The organism is Amycolatopsis albispora, assembly GCF_003312875.1.
Classification (GTDB): Bacteria; Actinomycetota; Actinomycetes; order Mycobacteriales; family Pseudonocardiaceae; genus Amycolatopsis; species Amycolatopsis albispora.
The window spans coordinates 5,768,041-5,787,907 of record NZ_CP015163.1 but is presented as its reverse complement, the minus strand read 5'-3'; the positions used below and the strand labels follow the sequence as shown (position 1 = coordinate 5,787,907).

Annotated in this window: 14 protein-coding genes and 1 tRNA gene; 10 read left to right on the top strand and 5 right to left on the bottom strand. The window is 71.2% G+C overall.

The annotated features are described in order from the left end of the window. Positions 1–210: 210 nt before the first annotated feature. The 4 genes from topA (at position 211) to A4R43_RS27250 (ending at position 7,069) form a co-directional block, all read left to right on the top strand. On the top strand, positions 211–3,060 hold the full coding sequence (topA, locus tag A4R43_RS27265; RefSeq protein WP_236808306.1) for a type I DNA topoisomerase: 2,850 nt from the start codon (positions 211–213) through the stop codon (positions 3,058–3,060). Positions 3,061–3,157: 97 nt separating this feature from the next. Then, positions 3,158–3,718, top strand: a complete 561-nt coding sequence (locus A4R43_RS27260; RefSeq protein ID WP_113694916.1) for a hypothetical protein — start codon at positions 3,158–3,160, stop codon at positions 3,716–3,718. A 97-nt stretch (positions 3,719–3,815) separates the two neighbouring features. Continuing rightward, positions 3,816–5,879: a bifunctional MFS transporter/dTMP kinase gene (locus A4R43_RS27255; RefSeq protein ID WP_236808304.1), complete on the top strand. Its 2,064-nt coding sequence runs from the start codon at positions 3,816–3,818 to the stop codon at positions 5,877–5,879. After that, complete coding sequence (locus A4R43_RS27250; RefSeq protein WP_113694915.1) at positions 5,876–7,069, top strand: DNA polymerase III subunit delta'; 1,194 nt, start codon at positions 5,876–5,878, stop codon at positions 7,067–7,069. Before A4R43_RS27255 ends, A4R43_RS27250 begins: the two co-directional genes overlap by 4 nt. Positions 7,070–7,093: 24 nt before the next feature. Here the strand turns inward: A4R43_RS27250 and A4R43_RS27245 are convergent, their stop codons facing one another. Beyond that, positions 7,094–8,740: a hypothetical protein gene (locus tag A4R43_RS27245; protein WP_113694914.1), complete on the bottom strand. Its 1,647-nt coding sequence runs from the start codon at positions 8,738–8,740 to the stop codon at positions 7,094–7,096. 102 nt (positions 8,741–8,842) lie between these two features. On the opposite strand from A4R43_RS27245, the gene A4R43_RS27240 reads away from it, so the two are divergent. Continuing rightward, positions 8,843–8,919: transfer RNA gene (locus A4R43_RS27240), tRNA-Thr, on the top strand. An 85-nt stretch (positions 8,920–9,004) separates the two neighbouring features. Here the strand turns inward: A4R43_RS27240 and A4R43_RS27235 are convergent. Further along, the gene (locus tag A4R43_RS27235; protein ID WP_113694913.1) at positions 9,005–10,225 is read right to left on the bottom strand and encodes a type II toxin-antitoxin system HipA family toxin; all 1,221 of its coding nucleotides are present in this window, start codon (positions 10,223–10,225) and stop codon (positions 9,005–9,007) included. Next, positions 10,218–11,705, bottom strand: coding sequence for a DUF262 domain-containing protein (locus A4R43_RS27230; RefSeq protein WP_113694912.1), 1,488 nt, complete (start codon positions 11,703–11,705; stop codon positions 10,218–10,220). Before A4R43_RS27230 ends, A4R43_RS27235 begins: the two co-directional genes overlap by 8 nt. Positions 11,706–11,941: 236 nt before the next feature. On the opposite strand from A4R43_RS27230, the gene A4R43_RS27225 reads away from it, so the two are divergent. The 3 genes from A4R43_RS27225 to A4R43_RS27215 are packed head-to-tail and all read left to right on the top strand — an operon-like array spanning position 11,942 to position 14,223. After that, the gene (locus A4R43_RS27225; RefSeq protein WP_113694911.1) at positions 11,942–13,207 is read left to right on the top strand and encodes a M14 family metallopeptidase; all 1,266 of its coding nucleotides are present in this window, start codon (positions 11,942–11,944) and stop codon (positions 13,205–13,207) included. 18 nt (positions 13,208–13,225) lie between these two features. Beyond that, positions 13,226–13,750: a gamma carbonic anhydrase family protein gene (locus A4R43_RS27220; RefSeq protein WP_113694910.1), complete on the top strand. Its 525-nt coding sequence runs from the start codon at positions 13,226–13,228 to the stop codon at positions 13,748–13,750. 35 nt (positions 13,751–13,785) lie between these two features. Further along, complete coding sequence (locus A4R43_RS27215; protein WP_113694909.1) at positions 13,786–14,223, top strand: uL11 family ribosomal protein; 438 nt, start codon at positions 13,786–13,788, stop codon at positions 14,221–14,223. On the opposite strand, the gene A4R43_RS27210 is transcribed toward A4R43_RS27215, so the two are convergent. Beyond that, positions 14,207–16,012: an MmgE/PrpD family protein gene (locus tag A4R43_RS27210; RefSeq protein ID WP_113694908.1), complete on the bottom strand. Its 1,806-nt coding sequence runs from the start codon at positions 16,010–16,012 to the stop codon at positions 14,207–14,209. The two genes, A4R43_RS27215 and A4R43_RS27210, sit on opposite strands and share 17 nt — an antisense overlap. An 18-nt stretch (positions 16,013–16,030) precedes the next feature. After that, a complete protein-coding gene (locus tag A4R43_RS27205; RefSeq protein WP_113694907.1) occupies positions 16,031–17,563 on the bottom strand; it encodes an SLC13 family permease in 1,533 nt (510 codons plus the stop codon). A gap of 103 nt (positions 17,564–17,666) precedes the next feature. Here A4R43_RS27205 and A4R43_RS27200 point away from each other — a divergent pair, with 103 nt between their 5' ends. Then, positions 17,667–18,437, top strand: coding sequence for an IclR family transcriptional regulator (locus tag A4R43_RS27200; RefSeq protein ID WP_113694906.1), 771 nt, complete (start codon positions 17,667–17,669; stop codon positions 18,435–18,437). Positions 18,438–18,576: 139 nt separating this feature from the next. Continuing rightward, on the top strand, positions 18,577–19,845 hold the full coding sequence (locus A4R43_RS27195; protein ID WP_113694905.1) for a serine hydroxymethyltransferase: 1,269 nt from the start codon (positions 18,577–18,579) through the stop codon (positions 19,843–19,845). The last annotated feature ends 22 nt before the right edge of the window (positions 19,846–19,867 follow it).

The following is a 19,867-nucleotide window of genomic DNA, read 5'->3' as shown; positions in this document are numbered from 1 at the left end:
CGCAGAGGGTAGGCGATCGGTTACGCAGGGGGCCGATGAATATTCCGGTGGACGAGGTGTGTTAGCTCTGGAAAGAGAAACGTCATCGGCCGCCTGACCGATGCGCTGGACGTGCGGTCAACGGCGTGTTGCGCCACCTGTGCGGACACGAACGGGCATCGGCGTGCACACTGGCGGGTCGAACAGGCGTCGCGGTGACGGCGACGAGGAATGAGCGGAGAGCGGAACAGCGTGGCTGGATCGACACGGACGAAGAAGACTGCGGGCACCGGTGGCTCCGCGGGCGGCCGGGCGACGGGGCGCGGCGCCGGAAGCAACGGGGTCGTGCGGCGCCTGGTGATCGTCGAGTCGCCGACCAAGGCCCGCAAGATCGCGCCCTACCTCGGCGGCGGGTACGTCGTCGAGTCCTCGGTCGGCCACATCCGTGACCTCCCGCGCGGCGCCGCCGACGTGCCAGCCCAGTACAAGGGCGAGTCGTGGGCCCGCCTCGGCGTGGACGTGGACAACGACTTCAAGGCGCTCTACGTGGTCACCCCGGACAAGAAGTCCAAGGTGACCGAGCTGAAGGGCCTGCTCAAGGACGTCGACGAGCTCTACCTCGCCACGGACCCCGACCGCGAGGGCGAGGCCATCGCCTGGCACCTGCTGGAGACGCTCAAGCCCAAGATCCCGGTCCGGCGGATGGTCTTCCACGAGGTCACCGAGCAGGCCATCCGCGCCGCCGCGGACAGCACCCGTGAACTGGACGGCGACCTGGTCGACGCCCAGGAAACCCGCCGCATCCTGGACCGGCTCTACGGCTACGAGGTCTCGCCCGTGCTGTGGAAGAAGGTCATGCCGAAGCTGTCGGCGGGCCGCGTGCAGTCGGTGGCCACCCGGATCGTGGTGGAGCGCGAGCGCGAGCGGATGCGCTTCAAGTCGGCGTCCTACTGGGACATCTCGGCGACCATGGACGCCGGGCCCGACGCCTCGCCGCAGACCTTCCCGGCGCGCCTGCTCTCGGTGGACGGCTCGCGCCTGGCGACCGGCCGTGACTTCGGCCCGGACGGCCAGCTCAAGGCCAGCGCCGCCGACGTGCGCATCCTCGACGAGACCGGGGCGAACCAGCTCGCGCAGGCCCTGCGCGACCAGGCGTTCTCCGTCTCCAGCGTGGAGGAGAAGCCGTACACCCGGCGGCCCTACGCGCCGTTCATGACCTCGACGCTGCAGCAGGAGGCCGGGCGCAAGCTGCGGTTCTCCTCGGAGCGCACCATGCGCACCGCCCAGCGGCTGTACGAGAACGGCTACATCACCTATATGCGTACCGACTCCACGACGCTGTCGGAGACGGCGATCCAGGCGGCACGCAGCCAGGCGGCGCAGCTGTACGGCAAGGACCACGTGGCCGACAAGCCGCGCCAGTACACCCGCAAGGTGAAGAACGCGCAGGAGGCCCACGAGGCGATCCGGCCGGCCGGTGAGGTGTTCCGCACGCCGGGGCAGGTCGCCGGTGAGCTGGAGGCCGACGAGTTCCGGCTGTACGAGCTGATCTGGCAGCGCACCATCGCCTCGCAGATGGCCGACGCCAAGGGCACCACGATCTCGGTCCGGATCACCGGCAACGCGACCTCCGGCGAGGAGTGCGTGTTCTCCGCGTCGGGCCGCACGATCACCTTCGCCGGGTTCCTCAAGGCCTACGTGGAGGCGGTGGACACCGAGACCGGCGGCGAGGCCGACGACAAGCAGAGCAGGCTGCCGCAGCTGGTCAAGGACCAGGCGCTGACCGCGACCGAGCTGAGCCCGGACGGGCACACCACCTCGCCGCCCGCCCGGTACTCGGAGCCGAGCCTGGTCAGCAAGCTGGAAGAGCTGGGCATCGGCCGCCCGTCGACCTACGCGTCGATCATCAAGACCATCCAGGACCGCGGGTACGTCTGGAAGAAGGGCTCCGCGCTGGTGCCCTCGTGGGTGGCGTTCGCGGTGATCGGCCTGATGGAACGGCACTTCGAGCGGCTGGTCGACTACGACTTCACGGCCGGCATGGAAGACGAGCTCGACCGCATCGCCGCCGGTGACGAGCAGCGCACCCAGTGGCTGTCGAAGTTCTACTTCGGCGGCGACATGGGCGTGGACGGCTCGATCGGCCGTCTCGGCGGGCTGAAGAAGCTGGTCGAGGGCAGCGTCGAGGACATCGACGCGCGCGAGATCAACTCGATCCCGCTGTTCAGCGACGACGAGGGCCGGACCGTGGTGGTCCGCGTCGGCCGCTACGGGCCGTACCTCGAGCGTGAGGTGAACGGCGAGTCGCAGCGCGCGAACCTGCCGGAGGACCTGCCGCCGGACGAGCTGACCGCGGAGATCGCGGAGAAGCTGTTCGCCACCCCGCAGGAGGGGCGTTCGCTGGGCACCGACCCGGTGACCGGGCACGAGATCGTGGCCAAGGAGGGCCGCTTCGGGCCGTACGTGACCGAGGTGCTGCCCGAGCCGGAGCCGCTGCCGGAGGGTGCCACCGCCGCGCAGAAGAAGGCCGCCAAGGCCAAGCAGCCGAAGCCGCGCACCGGCTCGCTGTTCAAGTCCATGTCGATCGAGACGATGACCCTGGAGGACGCGCTCAAGCTGCTGTCGCTGCCGCGGGTGGTCGGCAAGGACCCGGAGTCCGGCGACGAGATCACCGCGCAGAACGGGCGCTACGGGCCGTACCTGAAGAAGGGCACGGACTCGCGGTCGCTGGAGACCGAGGAGCAGCTGTTCTCGATCACCCTGGAAGAGGCGCTGAAGATCTATTCGGAGCCGAAGCGCCGGGGACGGCAGGCCGCCGCGAAGCCGCCGCTGAAGGAACTCGGCGAGGACCCGGTGTCGAAGAAGCCGATGGTGGTCAAGGACGGCCGGTTCGGCCCGTACGTGACCGACGGTGAGTACAACGCCACGCTGCGCAAGACCGACAGCATCGAGTCGCTGACCGCCGAGCGCGCTTCCGAGCTGCTCGCCGAGAAGCGGGCGAAGGGGCCGGCGCCGAAGAAGAAGGCACCGGCCAAGCGCAAGGCACCGGCGAAGAAGACCACGGCGAAGTCCAAGAGCTGAGCGTAACCAGCCCTCTCAGCCATTGGGCGGATTCAGCCCGCTCGTTCGTGGATACCCTGGGAAGTGACCGCTTTCCAGGGACCACGAGGAGCGTGTGGTGGGCGACGACAAGCTGTACGACGGCGACGGGACGCAGCCCCCGGCACCGCCTTCGGCCTTCGCCGACCCGATGACCGGGATCGCCGGCGCCGTCCGCGACGACGACGTGTACCACGTGGAGGTCGCGAAGCCGATCGAGCCGGACGCCGACGCGGTCCAGGAGATGGTCCGCGCGGCGATGGCCAACGAGCCGGACCTGTTCGGCCCGCGGACCTCCCCGGAGGCGAAGCCCGAAGCCGAAACACCGCCGGAGCCGGAGGCGCCGCCCGCCGCCAAGCCGGAGCCGCCGCCACCGCCCGGTGGCGCGCCGATGGGCTTGATCCCCCAGCAGCGCACCTGGCCCGCCCGGCCGCAGCAGCTGCTCCGCCAGCGCCTGCGGGGTGCGCGCCAGTCCGCGGCGGCCGCGGCCAAGTCGCCGAAGTCGGTGGTGCCGAAGACGCCCGCTTCCCGCGGTTCGGCCGGTGTCGCCATCGCCGTGGTGCTGCTGATCCTCTTTGTGGTGATCGCGATCCAGCTGGTGTCGAGCCTGGTCAGCGGTATCACCGGGATCTTCAGCTAACCCCTGGCTGGGCGCCTCTCAGCCGACTGGGGATACCCTGGCCCGCGAGGCCGGGGGATCCGTCGTGCGAGGTGGGGCGAACAGTGAGGGTACGGGCGTGACCGCCGAGGCGGACGCGAAGCCGTCGACGAAAACGTCGACGATCTATCGCGCGCGCCGGGTGCTCGCGATCAGGCCCTTCCGGCGGCTCTGGGGAGTCACCGGGTTCTGCAGCACGGCCGACTGGCTGCAGCTGCTCGCGGTGTCCGCGCTGGCCAGCAACATGGCCAGCGGTTACATCGCCAAGAACTTCGCCTTCAGCAGCGTGATCTTCACCAGCCTGATCCCCGGCCTGCTGTTCGCGCCGCTGGGCGGGCTGCTCGCGGACCGGTTCGACCGCCGCAAGGTGATGGTGGTCGCCGACATCTTCCGCGCCGGGCTGCTGGTGTCCATCGTGCTGGTGGACACGCTGTGGTGGATCTACGCCGCGATCTTCCTGCTGAACTGCGCGGCGAGCATGTGGATCCCGTCGAAGGACGCGGCGGTGCCGAACCTGCTGCGCCGCCCGGAGCAGGTGGAGACGGCCAACCAGCTCGGCCTGGTGATGACCTACGGGGTCTCGGTGCTCTTCGGTGCCGGGATCTTCACCGTGATCACCGGTGTGCGCACCACCTTCCACCTGCCGGACGACCTGTTCGGCGCGAACGGCGTGATCAAGCTCGGCATCATCGTCGCCGCGTTGTTCTACCTGGTCAGCAGCCTGAGCATCGCCACCCGCATTCCCGAGCTGTCGCTGCGGAACGTGCACGCCGCGCCGCGGCGCAGCGAGCTGGTCAAGCCGGCCGAGGAGAATCCCGGCTTCTTCCAGATGATCAAGGAAGCCGGCGGTTACATCCGCACCACCCCGCTGGTGCGCGGCCTGCTGATCGGCATGATGGGTGCCTTCGCCGCCGGTGGCGCGGTGGTCGGCTCCGCGCAGACCTACGCGCTGAGCCTGCTCGGTGGCGAGTCGGCCTGGGGCCTGCTGCTCATCTCGGTGTTCCTCGGCCTGATCGCCGGCATGGTCGGCGCGCCGAAGCTGGCGCGGCGGCTGCCGCACGACCGGCTGTTCGGCATCGCCATCGTGCTGGCCGGGCTGGCGCTGATCCTGGTCGCGCTGTCCCCGCACCTGGCGGTGTCGATGATCGTGGTCGCGGTGGTCGGCGCCTGCGCCGGCGCGGCCTTCCTGACCGGCGTGACGATCATCGGCTCGCAGATCGACGACGCCATCCGCGGCCGGATCAACGCGATCTACCAGTCCATGCTCAAGGTGGTGCTCGGCGGCTCGATCGCGCTGGTGCCGCTGCTGGTCGGCCTGGTGCAGCCGCGTCAGGTCAGCGTCTGGGGCGGGACGATCATCGTCGACGGCACGCGCCCGGTGATGCTCGGCGGCGGCTTGCTGGCCGCGCTGGTCGGGGTCATCGCCTACCGCCAGATGGACTCGCGCCGGAGCGAGCCGATCCTGTCCGACCTGCGCAACGCGCTGCGCCGCCGCCCGCGGCGGGTGAACGGGCTGCTGATCGCGGTGGAGGGCACCACCACCACGGACACCGCGCGCCAGGCCGCCAAGCTGGCCGAGTGGCTGGGCCAGGGGCCGCGCACGGTGGTGCTCGCGGCGGACCCGGCGCTGGACGAGCAGCGGCTGGCCGCGTTGCTGTCCGGCGCCTCGCTGTCCGGGGCGCGGGCGCAGGCGCTGGCCGCGGCGGCGGTGCGCGCGGACATCGTGGAGCGCGACGTGCAGCCCGCGCTGGACGCCGGTTCGGTGGTGGTGATGGAGCGGTTCGTCGACTCGCCGCTCGCGCACCTGTCCGCGGTGGCCGGGCTGGACGCGGAGGAGTTCGAGGGCCTGGCCGACTGGGCGACCGGGCAGCTGCGGCCGGACGTGACGGTGCTGCTGGACGCCGCGCCGGACGGGGCGGCGGAGCCCGCGCCGCAGCACGTGGCCGACCAGCAGTGGCGGGTGCAGCACGTGCTGACCGAGCTGGCTTCGGCCAATCCGGAGCAGTACGTGGTGGTCGACGCCGAGGGCACCGAGGACGAGGTCAGCGAGCGCGTGCGGACGGCCGTGCGCGCGGTACTGGTGGGGCCGTATGCCGGGCTGGCGCCCGCGCCGCCCGAGGAGGGCAAGGAGGACACGGCGTGACGTCTGGCGTCTGGTCGCAGCTGGTGGGCCAGGAGCCCGCCGTCGAGGTGCTCTCCGCCGCGGCGGACGCGGCCGCGAAGATCGTCGACGGCGAGCCGGCCGCGGCGGGTGCGATGACCCACGCGTGGCTGTTCACCGGGCCACCGGGATCCGGCCGGTCGGTGTCGGCGCGCACCTTCGCCGCCGCGTTGCAGTGCATCACCGGGGTCGGCTGCGGGCAGTGCCCCGGCTGCCGGACCACGTTGTCGGGCACGCACGCCGACGTGCGGCTGGTGGTGCCGGAGGGACTGTCGATCTCGGTGGCCGAAATGCGGGCGCTGGTGCAGGCGGCCGCGCGGCGGCCGACCACCGGGCGCTGGCAGGTGGTGATCATCGAGGACGCCGACCGGCTGACCGAGGGCGCGGCGAACGCGTTGCTGAAGGCGGTCGAGGAACCGCCGGAGCGCACGGTGTTCCTGCTCTGCGCGCCGTCGGACCACCCGGAGGACGTGTCGGTGACCATCCGCTCGCGGTGCCGCCTGGTGAACCTGCGCACGCCGTCGGCGGCGGCCATCGCCCAGGTGCTCGCCGAGCGCGACGGGGTGCCGCCGGACCGCGCGGAATGGGCGGCTTCGGTGTGTGGCGGGCACGTCGGCCGCGCGCGGCGGCTGGCCACCGACGAGAACGCACGTGAGCGCCGCGAGGCGGTGCTGCGCATCCCGCTGGGGTTGCGGCACCCGTCGGACGTGTTCACCTGCGCGGACGGCCTGATCAAGGTCGCCGAGGCCGACGCGTCCGAGGAGAGCAAGGTCCGCGACGAGTCGGAGAAGACCGAACTGCGCACCGCGATGGGCGGTGACGCGACCGGCAAGGGCCTCGGGGGCGCGAAGCGGGCCGCCGACGCCGCGGTGAAGGCGCTGGAGAAGAAGCAGAAGTCGCGCGCCACGCGAACCCAGCGCGACACGCTCGACCTGGCGCTGATCGACCTGGCCGGGTTCTACCGCGACGTGCTGGTCACGCTGAGCCGGTCCGGGGCGACGCTGACCCATCCCGACCGCGCGTCCGACATCACCGCCGCCGCGCGCCAGTGGTCGCCGGAGTCGACGCTGCGGCGGCTGGAAGCGGTGCTGGAATGCCGTGAGGCGATCGAGTGGAACGTGAAGCCCCGCATCGCCATCGAGGCCATGGTCACCACCCTGCGCCAGGGCTGACACCCCGGCGCAGGGTCGCGCGGCCTACTTCCGGGGGCGCGGTGACGGCTTGAACGCGGCGGGCGCGGCCTTGCGCGGGCGCCGCGGCAGCGCGGCCACCAGGACCACCCCGATCAGCAGCAACGCCGTCCCGCTCCAGAACAGCGGCACGGTGGCGTACGCGGCGCTGGTCTGCGCGAGCTTCTTCGGCACGCCCGGTGCCTCACCGCCGGCGGGCGGCGGGGTCGAAGTGCTGCCGCACTCCACGCCGTTCTCCGGCGCGTACGCCCGCGCCACCTGCTCGCCCAGGGTCAGCTGCGCCAGCGACGACGGCAGCGCGTTGCCCGCCTCGCCGAGCGACTGCTTCAGCGCCTTCGTCGGCAGCACCTGGAGGTCGAGCAGCCGGGCCGCGGCGCCGAGCTGGAAGCCCTTGAACGGGTCGGTCATGTCGAGCTTCTTGTCGTCGAGCTGCGCGATGCCCAGCCGCAGCACGCCGAGGTCGAGCACCTTGCCCGCGGTGTCGCCGACCGGCTGCACGCCCTTGGTCAGCGTGGACACCAGCCCGCCGACCACCGGCACGCTCTCCACCGGGCCGAACTGCTGGGTCAGCGCGTCCAGCGGCAGGCCGACCGGGATGTCCTTGGTCGGGTTGGCCGCGTCGAGCGTGAACAGCACCTTGCCCTGGCGTTCCACGGTGAGCACCGGCGCGGTGTACTCGACCTTCGAGGTCTCCCGCTTGCCGGTGGAGGTGACGCGCAGCGTGGGCTGGCTGGCCACCTTGATGGTCAGCTCCAGCGGGGTGCCCTTGAGCAGGTTGATGTTCGCCGCCTGCAGGGTCGAGGTGGACTCGACCGCCTTGTTCTTCGAGCCGGGCAGGTCGACCAGCCGCACGGTGGAGCGCGCGGACAGCGTGTTCGGCAGGCTCAGCAGCGCGTTGGTGCCGTCGGCGCTGGTCTGCCCGCCACCGGCGAGCAGCCCGCCGAGCGCCTGCAGGCCCTTGCCCGGTTCGAAGCCCTCGGCGAGCTTGGCGCCGTCGGGCAGTTGCAGGTTCGGCAGGCCGACGTTCGGCAGCGACGGGATCACGTTCAGCGCGGACAGGCTGGCCACCTCGGTGACCGCGTCCGCGATGGTGCCGACGCACGGGCCTTCGGTGGCGCTCCAGCGCGCGTGCGCGCTGCCGTTGAGCAGGCCGACGTTGAGCAGCGGGTTCTTGGGGGCGTTGAAGCCGCCGGTGCGGGGTTCGGGGTTGTCCGGGAGCGCGGTCTGCACCAGCGTGCCGGGCGCCTGCGGCGAGTTGCCGCCGACGGCGATGCCGAACGGCGACGACTGCGCGATGGACCGCTCGTAGGCGAGGTAGGACTCGGAGTTCGCCTGCGCGCTCGCCAGCCCCATCCCGGCTTCGAAGGCTGCCTGCTTGGGCAGTTGCTCGCCGACGCCGGGCAGGATCGCGTTGGTGGGCACGGCGTTCGGCAGCAGGCGCAGCACACCGAGCCCGGTGCCCGCGTCGCCGACCGCGCGGCCGAGCGGCTGCGGGTTCGGCGGCTGCGTGATCGGCGCCTGGCCAGGATCGTTCGGCTGGGGGATCGGTGTGGTGGGGATGGTGGTGCTCTGGGCCGCGGCTGGCACGGCGGACAGGACGAGCACCGCTGCCGTGAGCGGCAGGGCGAGCATCCGGGGCAGACTCGACCGCATCGGCGAGGTCCTCCTGAGCTGGGCAGGCGCTGGTGCCCGGCTTAACGACGACGGGGTGGTGAAGTGACGCCGGAGGTTACCGTTACACTGGGAGCCGGTCCTGCCGCCTTAGCTCAGTCGGCCAGAGCGATTCACTCGTAATGAATAGGTCAGGGGTTCGATTCCCCTAGGCGGCTCCACCGTTGACCAGGGTCTTTCCGGAATCCGGAGGGGCCCTGGTTTTGTTCGCGCGCCTGCTCGCGCTCCCGCGCCCCCGCCCGAGGTTCACCCGAACGAGGGGCGGCTGAGCGGGTGCCGGGCCAGTAGCTGGTCGATGTGCTCGATCAAGCTGGGAAACAGTTTTCGTTCCATGCGAATGCTTTGCCAGCCATCGACCAAGCGGGCGCTCGTCTCCAGCACGAGGTCGCGCACTCGGTCCGCGCCGACCTCGGCGGTGTCCGCCAGCCTCGCGAAGGAGTCGAGATCGACGCGGGTGGAGATCCTCTCCCCGCCGAGCGCGAAGGTCAGCGGGGCGTGCCGGAGCGACCGGTACACGCTGGAGCAGACCAGGTCGTAGGCTGGTGACAGCTCAGGGGTGCGTCCGTCGGCATACCGGAGCGACCAGTTCTTCAGATGGGCGTCCGTGTTGCCCATCAGCACCATCGCCACGAGGCGGCGGATGTACTCGTCGAACGCGCTGTCTCCCGCGAGCGCCAGTACCAGTGCGCCGATGCCGTCGTAGGTCGCGTTCCGGTCGCGCAGTGCGGGCGGCTGGTCGGCGACCTGGGCGAGATCCTCTATGTGCACCCGCCGAGCCCCGAGCCGATCGAACCGCTGGACCAAGTAGACCATCGCGTCCTCGTCGAGCACGGTGTCGAAGAGCCGAGGCACGCGGCTGACCGGGCGGAGTTCGACCTCCGGCACGTCCAGCCCACCGGTGGCCGCCCAGCGCATCATCAGGTACTCGTTCTCGCAGAGCCGGTCGAACGCCCGGTCCGGCAGTTTCGCGATCAGTTCCCCGGTCTGGCCCTTGCCGGGCAGGGTGAACCGCTCGCCACTGCGGACGAGCGACATCTTGGGCTGGGCACCGGCCAGCGCGGACAGGTGCAGGCCGGTGCCGTCCACTTCGGGCTTGATCGGCGGGAGCAGTACACCTTTCTCCGGCACGTCGACCGCTCGTACCGAGACCGCACCCGGAAGGTCGGCGCCGAGCATGAGCAGCAGCCTCGCGTCGTCGAGGTGGCGGTCGCCGAACTGTGCGGCGTAGTACCGGCGAAGCCCACTGCCCTGTTCGGGGAGCAGGTTGGCGAACCAGTGGGGCAGCCCGACCGGATTCGCGAACCGGTGCCGTGGTCGTTCCTCGAAGACCTGGCCGAGCACCTCGTGGTCGCGATCCGACAGGTCGTCCGTGTACTCGAACGTGCTGCCGCCCTTGGCGAAGCTCAGTTCGCCGACCTGGCGGTCCTGGAGGAGGACGGCCGCTCGGCCGGTCACCGGCTCACGCATCACGAGCCGCCCTGCCCAGCAGGTTCCGAGCCGAGAACGAGTCGCGGGCGCCCCATTCGGCGTTGCGGTCCAGCACGGTGCGGACCGCCTGGGCGAGCAGGTCGGCCCGGTGTGCGCCGAAGCTTTCCTGGTCGCCGGAAAGCAGGAACTTCCTGGCTGCGGTGTCGATCAGGTGACTGGCGAGGGTGTCCACGTCCTGCCGGACGAAGTCGAGCCGCCCCAACGGAGGGTGCAGCAGGAGACCTGGCCAGCCATCGATCGGAGCCGCCTCGGGAAGCGGTTCGCCGCTGTCGAAGATCTCCGCGGCGCTGAGAGGTGCGTGATTCTCGTCGAGGTGCCGTGGTCCGGCCGACCACAGGCCGAGCGCGTTGAGACGGTCGGAAGCTCGCCATTCGGTGTGGTGGTCCAGGTCGGGAGACCAGTCGCCGACCTGGGTGGGGGCGGCTTCGAGCAGGCTGAGAACGGCCGCCTCAGGCGATTCCGCGGCCGCTAACCGGGAAAGCTGCGCTTCCGGATATGGCCCTGGCTCGAGTATCGCTGTCCGCCACACCCAGCGGCGGACGAGGTCCGCGGTGCGCCCCTGGGGGGGACCGAACCTGGCGACGAACGCGACGAGCACGAGCAACATCGAGTTGTGGGGCAACAGCCGAAGGTGCGGGATGTGCACATCTCGGCGCAGCGTGGTGGCGACCTGGAACAGGACCTGCTGCGGAGACGGTCCGCCGGCTGAGGCCACCGCCTGCACCGCCTGGTGAACGGCGCTGAGCCGAGCTGCCGGAACACGGCCGAAACCAGCCCGGTCGAACGGGTTGCCACTCGTCGACCTGCCCGCGTGCGCCACTTCTTCGTCGGTGAGCCGCCTCCCGCCGGTGTTTAGCCTGCTGAAGACCTCCACCAGCTCGGTTTCGTCGCCGGTGAAGATGTTGCCGGGAAGAACGGTGTCGACGAGTCGCGAGGCGTACTGGTCCAGGGCGCGGTGGTGGCCGTCGGTGAGCCAGTGCGCGTTCTCCCGGCGCCAGACGGCCCGCTGGTCCTGGCCGAAGAGGGTGCGCAGGGGTACCCATGCCGCCGATGCGTCGGCGGTTGCGCCGCTGACCTGACCGGTGTCGAGATCGACGCCGATGTCGAACCGAGGATCACCGGTGTCGGTCGCCGGGCCGAGTGTGCCCACCAGGGCGGTTGTCCGCTGCAGGCCGTCGATGATCCACAGCGCCCGCTCGCGGGCCGGTGCGTCCACCACAACCGGGCCGAAGGCCAGGGTGTCCGCTTCGGCCGGGCGTTCGGCGAACAGCAGCATGCCGACCGGGTAGCCCCGCAGCAGGCTGCCGAAGAAGTCGATCACGTGGGAGGCGTGCCAGACGAACGGGCGCTGGAATGCCGGTATCCGGATCTCGCCGTGTAAGGCCAGGTCAACGAGCTTTTGGAGCGAGTACGTCACCAGCCTCGGGATATTCGCCACGGTCACCCCCTTCCACCGCATGAGGCTAGCGGCTGTGCCCGGCTGGGGCCGGTACCTGCGTGCCCGCGTCGTCGGGAGCGCCCCAGAAGTCAACCGTCTTCCGTAGGTGCCAGGACTTGGTTAATCGCTGGCAACCTCAGCCGGGCTACGGGTAGTTACGGGCTTTTGTTCCGTAGCGCTACGGATTGTGCCGACCTCCCTGGGTGAGCAGGGTGGGTCGACGGGCCTTGTTCCGGGCTTGACGACGAGGAGAGCAGATGCGCAAGAGAAGAAGCGTGGCAGCCGCGCTGTCGGCGGCCGTCTTGATCGCCGCGGCGGTGGCGGCGAGCCCCTCGGTGGGTGCGGCACCGGACACCGCCGCGGCCGAAGCCGCGACGCAGCTGGACTTCTACGAGGTACTGGGCACGAACTCCCCGCAGCTGCGGACGAAGGTCTCCGCCACCGGCGTGGACGTGGTGACGGCAGGCGAAACCACCACCATCATCGGCACCGGCGCCGACGCGCGGCAGCTGCGCGGCCTTGGCTTCAAGGTGGAGAAGCGCCCCGGCTTCGAGCAGTACCGGGCCAGCCGCAGCGCCGACGTGACCACCGCGGCCGCCGACTTCCCGGCGGGCGACGAGAAGTACCACACCTACGCCGAGGTGGTCTCGGAACTGCAGCAGACGGTCACCGACCACGCGAGCCTGGCGAAGGTGTCCAGCATCGGCACCTCCTACCAGGGCCGCACCCTGCCGGTGATCAAGATCAGCGACAACGTGGGCACCGACGAGGCCGAGCCCGAGGTGCTGTTCACCTGCAACCAGCACGCGCGCGAGCACCTCACCACCGAGATGTGCCTGCACATCGTCAAGCGGTTCACCGACAACTACGCCACCGACGCCAACGTCAAGAACATGGTGGACAGCAAGGAGATCTGGGTCGTCCCGACGGTGAACCCGGACGGCTCGGAGTACGACATCTCCGGCGGCAGCTACAAGATGTGGCGCAAGAACCGCCAGGGCCAGGGCACCGACCCGAACCGCAACTGGGGCCACCGGTGGGGCTGCTGCGGTGGTTCCTCGGGCAACCCGGCCAGCGAGACCTACCGCGGCACGGCGGCGTTCTCCGCGCCGGAGGTCAAGGCCGTGGCGGACTTCGTCGGCACCCGCCGGGTCGGCGGGGTGCAGCAGATCAAGTCGCACATCGACTTCCACACCTATTCGGAGCTGGTCCTGTGGCCGTTCGGCTACACCTACGCCGACACCGCACCGGGCATGACCGCGGCCGAGGCGCAGAAGTTCAAGTCGCTCGGCCAGCAGATGGCGGCGACGAACGGTTACACCCCGCAGCAGGCGAGCGACCTGTACATCACCGACGGCTCGGTGAACGACTGGATGTGGTACGCCCACAAGATCCTGAGCTACACCTTCGAGATGTACCCGAAGGGCTCGAACCCGGGGTTCTACCCGCCCGACGAGGTGATCCCGGCGCAGACCGCCCGCAACGACAAGGCCGTTGACATCCTGATCAACGCCGCTGTGTAACCGCATAGTGTGGGGCTCATGCCGTTGTTCTCCTTCGAGGGCGTGAGCCCCACCGTGCACCCCGACGCCTGGATCGCCCCGACCGCCACGCTGATCGGCGCGGTGACCGTCGAGAAGGACGTGTCCATCTGGTACGGCGCGGTCATCCGCGCCGACTTCGGCCGGATCGTCATCCGCGAGGGCGCCAACATCCAGGACAACTCCGTCGTGCACGTCAACGACGGGGTGTGCGAGATCGGCCGGAACGTCACCGTCGGGCACATGTGCCTGGTGCACGACTGCACGGTCGGCGAGCAGGCGCTGATCGGCAACGGCGCGACCGTGCTCGACCAGGCGCGCATCGGCGAGCGCGCGCTGATCGCCGCCGGGTCCACCGTCACGCCGAACACCGTGGTGCCGCCCGAGGTGATCGCGATGGGCAGCCCGGCGAAGAAGTTCGTGCCGCTGTCCGACTCCGCGCGCGGCTGGGTCGAGCACAACGCGGCGGTCTACCAGCAGCTGGCGCGGCGGCACGCGGACGGGATCGAGCCGCTCGACGGTTGACCCTCCGGTAACTGGAGTGCTTAGCGTGCCGGGACATGGCACCGAAGACACGGAAGTCACCGAAGCTCCAGTTCAGCACCACCCTGCAGCTCCCGGCGGGCGAGGCGCCGGTGGTCGACCTCGGCAAGATGCTCGGGCAGACCGGCGTCAACCTGGTCGAGGTCAAGCGTGCCTACGACGCGGCGACCGCGGCCCAGCGCGGCGACGTGGTGCCGGTGGTCGTCTCGGTGTTCGACGACCGCTCGTTCGAGCTGGTCTACAAGACCCCGCCGACCGCCTTCCTGATCCGGAAAGCCTTGGGCGGCAAGGGTTCCGCCCGGCCGGGGCACGAGACCGCCGGCATCCTGAGCCGGGCGGAGGTCCGGGAGATCGCGTTGCGCAAGCTCCCGGACCTCAACACCGGTGACGTCGAAGCCGCGATGCGCACGGTCGCCGGGACCGCGCGCTCGATGGGCGTCAAGGTCGAGGACTGAGCAGGCTCAGCAACCCGCGGCGGCCGGTCAGCGGGTGGGTGGGCACGGTGAAGCCGTGCGCGCCCAGCACCGCCGCTTCCACGCCGTCGGCCGCGGCGTGGGCGGCCCGCACCGCGGCGACCTCGGTGCCGGCCGCCGTGCCGGTCACCGTGGTGGTCTGGGTGGCGGCCAGGCCGAGCGCCCGCAGTGCGGCCGACGCCGGTAGTCCTCGCGCGACCACGGCCGAGAAGGTCGCGGCCAGCGTGAGGAGGCGCTCGGCCGGGACGTCCAGTCGCTTGGCCACCCGCGACACCGCGTCGCTCACCTCGCCACCTCCGGCGGCGGTGATCACCGCGGCCAGCGGGTCCCGCCCGGCCGCCACCAGCTCGGCCGCCCGCGCCGCCGCCTGCTCGCGACCGTCCACAGTGGACGCGAGCAGGCGGGCCAGCTCGTGGTCCTCGTTCTCGTCGGCGGGTTTCGCCGCACTCACCGCGTCGAGCAGGTTCCGGACGTACCCCGGGCCTTCGTGCCGCGAAGCCGCGTCCAGCGCGGCCGCGCCACCCGGCACGATCCGGTCCACCAGGCCCTCGGCCTTGGCCCGCAGTTCCGCGTCGGTCAGCGGTCGCGCGAGGCTGCCACTGGCGTGCTCGACGGTGTGCTCCAGCACGGTCCCGTCGTCGAGGGTCACCGACAGCCGGGCGGCGTCCCGCGCGCACGACGGCGTCGCCTCGAACTCCACCAGCGACCGCAACCGCCGCGCTTCGGGGGAAACCACGAAGTCCGTCGCGTACCCGGCGAGATCCACCTTCGGCAGCAGCAACCCGGCGGCGATGCCGTGTGCCGTGGAGAACCGGGCCTGCAGACCGTCGGCGGGCTGCACGCGGCCGGTCAGCTCGGGCACCAGCGGGTGGCACGCCAGCCGGATCGCGGTCACCGCCGCCGGTCCGCCGTGCCCGGCCAGCGACGGGCGCACCGCCTCGGCCGCTTCGATCGCCGGGTGCGTGACGATTCCGCACGGGTACGGCTTGAACGTGTTGTCCAGCAACTCCCACCGGTCGCCGGTGAGCACATCGGGGTCGAACTTCCCGCCGGCCAGGCGCGCCACGAAGCCGTCCGGGCCGGTCAGCGTGTCACCCGGCCCCGGCCGCCCGGCCGCCGCGTCGAGCGCCGACCGCAACCCCCGCACCGCCGCCTTGCCGGGGTGGAACGGCTTGGTCATCGACCCGAAGCCCTCGCGGTTGCCGAGGCCGCCTTCGACGGCCCATTCGAGCGCGATCCGCAGCCGCTCGGCGTCCAGTCCCAGCAGCAGGCCCGCGGTCACCGCCGCCCCGGCCGCGCCGCAGGTCCCGGTGATGTGCCACCCGGCGTCGTAGTGCTCCGGTGACACCGAAACCCCGAGGCGCAGCTGTGCTTCCACACCCCACGCGAACGCGGTCAGGATCTCCGTGCCGTCGCGCTCGCCGATCTCGTCCTGCAGCCCGACGAGCGCGGCCACGCACACCGCGCCCGGGTGGATGACCGTCGCGAGGTGCGTGTCGTCGTAGTCGTCGAGGTGCGCGGCGATGCCGGTGGCGAGGGCCGCGTCGAGCGGGTGCAGGCGTTCGACGCGGCCGGGCAGCACGCCCGTTCCCTCACCGAACCCGGTCAGCGCGGTCGCCACCAGGTCCATCGCGGGCTCGCGGGCGGCGCCGACGGCGGTGGCGAGCGCGTTGTAGAGCGTGCGCCGCGCCGCCTCGGTCACCTCGGCGGGCAACGGCCGGTCGTGGCGGGTGGTGATCAGCCGGGCGAGCCGGTCGAGCGGGCTGGACATGGATCTCCTTTACCTGGTTCAGAAACCGACGAGGTGGGACATGAGCAGGACGCCGGAAACGAGGACGGCCACGCCGAGCACGTCGAACACCGCGCCGCTGCGCAGCATCCGGGTCATCGGGACCATTCCGGAGCCGTAGACGATCGCGTTCGGCGGCGTCGAGACGGGCAGCATGAAGCCGTAGCCCGCGGCCGCGGTCGCCACCAGCCCGGGCACCAGCGGGTTGACCCCGACCGCGACGGCGATCGGCACCACGATCGGCACGACGATGCCCGCGCTGGCGGTGTTGCTGGTGGTCTCGGAGATGATCAGCCCGGTGACCGCGGCGAGAATGGTGATCGCGGTCAGCGAGGACACCCCGAGGTGCTCGGCGAGCGCGGAGCCGAGCGTGCCGGCCAGGCCGGTCTTCGACGACAGCGAGCCGATCACCGTGCCCGCGCCGAAAAGCAGGATCACCCCCCAGTCGATCTTGACCGCCTCACCCCAGGTGAGCGTGGCTTCCCGGCGGCCTGCCGAACGCCCCAGCGGCAGCAGGAACAACGCGGTCGCCGCGAACACCGCCGCGACGCCTTCGGTGAGGTGCTCGTGCATCAGCTTGACGAACCCGTGGTCGTCACCGAGCACGAGGCTGCCGATGCCGGGCGCGGTCCACAGCACGACCGCGAGCGCGAACGCCACGCAGGTGTTCGCCTCACCGCGGGAGAACCGGCCGAGTTCGGCGCGCTGGGCCGCGACGTATTCGGCCGCGCCTTCGAGCCGGCGGACCTCCGGCCGGTTCAGCCAGAGCAGCACCGCGCACAGCACCACGAACATCACCAGCACGATCGGCGCGAAGGTGAGCACCCACTGCACGAAGTTGATCGTGCGCCCGGTCTGCTCCTCGACCAGGTCACGCCCGATGAGCTGGTGCGGGGCGCCGATCGGGGTGAGCAGGCCGCCGATCGACGCGCCGTAGGCGATCACCAGCATCAGCGCCGTGGACCAGCGCGAATACCGCAGGTCGCGGCCGTCCTGCTCGCGGTTGATCGCGCTGACCGCGCCGACGATGCCGATGCCGATCGGGAACAGCATGGCGACCGTGGCGGTGTTCGAGATGAACGCCGAGATCACCATGGCCATCGCGCCGAAGGCGATCACCGTGCGCGCGGGGGAGCTGACCACCGCGCCGGCGGACAGCACCCGCAGCGCGATGCGCCGGTCGAGCCCGTGCACGGTCATCGCGCGGGCGATCACGAACCCGCCGAGAAAGGTGAAGATCGTGTCGTTGCCGAACGCGCCGAACACCGTGTCCTCGTCGGCGACCCCGAGGAAAACGCACAGCACGATCGCGAAGATCGCGGTGACGGCGAGTGGCACGGCCTCGGTGACCCACCACGAAATGACCAGCACGAGCACCGCGGCCAGTGCTCGCTGTGACCACGGGAGCCCGCCCGTGGCGAGCAGGACCAGCGCGAAGGCCAGCGGGCCGATGACCAGCCCCGCGCGGCCGCGGATGGTGTCGAAGCGTTCCTGAGCGGCCGGTGCCGCGCCGTTGCGGACCTGGGTTTCCATGCATCCTCCGGGAGTGCCCGTAATGCGATACCGTGTTCCGTAATGCGGGCACCATAGGAGGCAGGGCACGTCGAAGGCAAGGGGCGCCGATAGGCTGGACGCCGTGACGGCAGCGGAGGGCGACGGCGGCGACAAGCCGTCCGGCGTGCAGTCGATCGACCGCGCGGTGGCGATCCTGACCGCGTTCTCCCGCGCCCGGCCGGTGGTCGGGATCAGCGAGCTGGCCAAGCACACGGGCCTGTCCCGCGGCACGACGCACCGGCTGGTCAGCGCGCTGGCGGCACACGGCATGCTCGCGCAGGTGCCGGGGTCCGCCGCCTATTCGCTCGGGCCGCGGCTGCTCGGGCTGTCCGAGGCGGCGCGTGAGCAGCTGTCGCTGGACGTGCAGGCCCGCCCGGTGATGGCCTGGCTGCGGGACCAAACTGGCGAGACGGTCGGCCTGCACATCCTCGACGCGGTGCCGAGCAGGCGGACGATCGCGCAGGTCGAGTCGTTGCAGGCGCTGCGCCGCACCTACACCGACCTGGGCGCGGCGAAGCCGCCGCACCAGGGCGCGCCCGGCAAGGTGCTGCTGGCGCACGCGCCCGCCGACGTGATCGACGGGGTACTCGCCGGACTGGGTGACGCCGCTGCCCGGCTCGAGGGGGAGTTGGCCCGTGTACGCGCCGACGGGTACGCGATTTCCCTCGAGGAACGGGTGAAGGGCGTGGTCGCCGTCGCGGTGCCGGTCCGGGACCACAACGGCTCGGTCGCCGCCGCGTTGTCGGTGTCCATTCCGGCGGTCCGCGCCGGACGGGACGACCTGGTCGCGCTGACGCCGACCGTGCGGAAGGCCGCGGCCACGCTGTCCGCGCGGCTGGGCCACGAAGGCTGACGGGCGGATCCGGCGGCGTCGACTAGAGTTGCCCGTGCAGCAGCGACTGGCGCCTTGAGGTGGAGCACCACCGGGAAGCGAACGCGAAAGGCCCGCACCGCGCGCCTGGGTCGGGTCGAGCATCGTCTGGAGAAGAACCATGACGCACCAGCCCGCCCTGCCCACGCTCGCCGCCGCGGATCCGGAGATCGCCGGCCTGGTCGAGGACGAGGCACGCCGCCAGCACGACAAGATCCGGCTGATCGCCTCGGAGAACTACGTCTCGCGGGCCGTGCTCGAGGCCACCGGCACCGTGCTGACGAACAAGTACTCCGAGGGCTACGCCGGCAAGCGCTACTACGAGGGCCAGCAGAACATCGACCCGGTGGAGACGCTGGCGATCGAGCGCGCGAAGGCGTTGTTCGGCACCGACCACGCCAACGTGCAGCCCTACTCCGGCTCCCCGGCGAACCTCGCCGCCTATCTCGCCTTCGCCAAGCCGGGTGAGACCGTGCTCGGCATGGCGCTGCCCGACGGCGGCCACCTGACCCACGGCTGGAGCGTGTCCGCCACCGGCAAGTGGTTCAACGCGGTGCGCTACGGCGTGCGCAAGGAGACCGGCCGCGTCGACCTGGACCAGGTGCGCGACCTGGCCCGCGAGCACCGGCCGAAGCTGATCTTCTGCGGTGGCACGGCGATCCCGCGCACCATCGACTTCCCGGCGTTCGCCGAGATCGCCCGCGAGGTGGACGCGGTGCTGGTCGCCGACATCGCGCACATCGCGGGCCTGGTCGCCGGTGGCGCGCACCCGTCGCCGGTCGGCCACGCGCAGGTGATCACCACGACCACGCACAAGACGCTGCGCGGCCCGCGCGGCGCGATGATCCTGTCCGACGCCGAGCACGCGAAGGCGGTGGACAAGGCGGTGTTCCCCGGCCTGCAGGGCGGTCCGCACAACCACACCACCGCGGCGATCGCGGTCGCGCTCGGTGAGGCGGCGAAGCCGGAGTTCGGTGAGTACGCGCACCAGATCGTGGCCAACGCGAAGGCGCTCGCCGAGGCGCTGACCGAGCGCGGCTACGACCTGGTGTCCGGCGGCACCGACAACCACCTGCTGCTGGTCGACCTGACGAACAAGGAGATCGGCGGCAAGCCGGCCGCGCAGGCGCTGGACCGGGCGGGCATCGAGCTGAACTACAACACCGTGCCGTTCGACCCGCGCAAGCCGTTCGACCCGTCGGGCATCCGGCTGGGCACCGGCGCGATCACCACCCGCGGCCTGCGCCCCGAGCACCAGCCGAAGGTGGCCGAGTGGATCGACCGCGCGATCACCGCGGCCGCCACCGACGAGCAGTCCACTGTGGACACCGTGGCCGCGGAGATCCGCGAGTTCCTCGGCGCGTACCCGATTCCGGGGTACACGGCCTGATTTTCGCCGGTTCGCCGGGACG